At 71.7% G+C, this 1,136-nt stretch carries 2 protein-coding genes; both read left to right on the top strand.

Annotated features, from left to right (window positions below):
- Positions 1-2 precede the first annotated feature (2 nt).
- A complete protein-coding gene (locus AOK09_RS36785) occupies positions 3-479 on the top strand; it encodes a DUF2975 domain-containing protein (protein ID WP_055591497.1) in 477 nt (158 codons plus the stop codon).
- Positions 479-700 carry a helix-turn-helix domain-containing protein gene (locus tag AOK09_RS36780; RefSeq protein WP_055591496.1) on the top strand — a complete coding sequence of 74 codons (222 nt, stop codon included), beginning with the start codon at positions 479-481 and terminating at the stop codon, positions 698-700. Before AOK09_RS36785 ends, AOK09_RS36780 begins: the two co-directional genes overlap by 1 nt.
- The last annotated feature ends 436 nt before the right edge of the window (positions 701-1,136 follow it).

The following is a 1,136-nucleotide window of genomic DNA, read 5'->3' as shown; positions in this document are numbered from 1 at the left end:
CGGTGCGTGCGCTGCGGGCCGTACTCGTGGTGGTGCTCGCCGGCACCGTGTTCGTCCAGGCATCGATGGTGTGGGTGCTGGTCAGCGGGAGCGACCCGGAGGACGGGTCGCTCCCGCTGACCGCGTTCCGCCTGATCACGATCCTGGGCATGGCGACGGCCCAGGTCGCCCTGGGCTGCGTATGGCGGCTGGTGGCGATGGTGCGCCGCGGAACGGTGTTCTCCCATGCCGCCTTCCGCTACGTCGACGGCGTGATCGGCGCGATCGTGGCGGCCGCCCTGCTGTGGTTCGCGGTCACAGCGGTCAACGCGCCGGGCCAGCGGGACGACCCGGGTGTCACCCTCATCATGGCCGGGATCGGCGTCGCGATCCTGGGAGTCGCGCTCATCGTGCTCGTACTGCGGATGCTGCTCGCCCAGGCCGTCGCGCGCGACGTCGAAGCGGCGCAGATGCAGGCCGAGCTGGACGAGGTGATCTGATGCCGATCGCCGTCGACATCGACGTGATGCTGGCCAGGCGGAAGATGTCCGTGGGCGAGCTTGCGGACCGCGTGGGGATCACGCCCGCCAACCTCGCGGTACTCAAGAACGGCCGCGCCAAGGCGGTGCGCTTCGCGACGCTCGCCGCCCTCTGCGAGGTACTGGAGTGCCAGCCGGGCGATCTGCTGCGCTGGGAGGCGGAGGACGCCGCAGAGGGATGACGTCGTCCTGGGGCGGGCCCCGAACGGCCTGCCGCCACCGGCCCGCGGCACCACCCGTCCCCCGAGGCCCGCGACACCCGTGGCCGTTGTGCTCGCGCCAACCGTGTGCACGGCCCCGGCCCGGCGGACTCCCTGCCGGTTGTGGGTGAGCGGATCACCGACGCCCCCGCCGTCGGTCCGAGTACGGGAGCACGGCGCCGGCGTCCGGCCGAAGGCCGACTCACAGGGCCGAGCGTCGCCCACTCCGTAGGGGTCCCCGACGAGGGCCACTGCTGCGCAGAGTCTGTTGCCGGGCTTTCGATGCAGGTCGAAGCCGTGATCGGGCGTGACGGTGGCTCTGCTGGTGGCTTGGGCGGGGAACTGGTGACATGGATCGTGTCGATTTCGCCGGGGGCTGTTCGTGTAGAGGGTGAGCCGGGCCGCGGAAGAGCGGTCC

It is taken from the genome of Peterkaempfera griseoplana, from assembly GCF_001418575.1.
In the GTDB taxonomy this organism is placed as follows: Bacteria; Actinomycetota; Actinomycetes; order Streptomycetales; family Streptomycetaceae; genus Peterkaempfera; species Peterkaempfera griseoplana.
The sequence above is the reverse complement of the archived record's forward strand: the minus strand, read 5'-3'. Positions and strand labels throughout refer to the sequence as shown.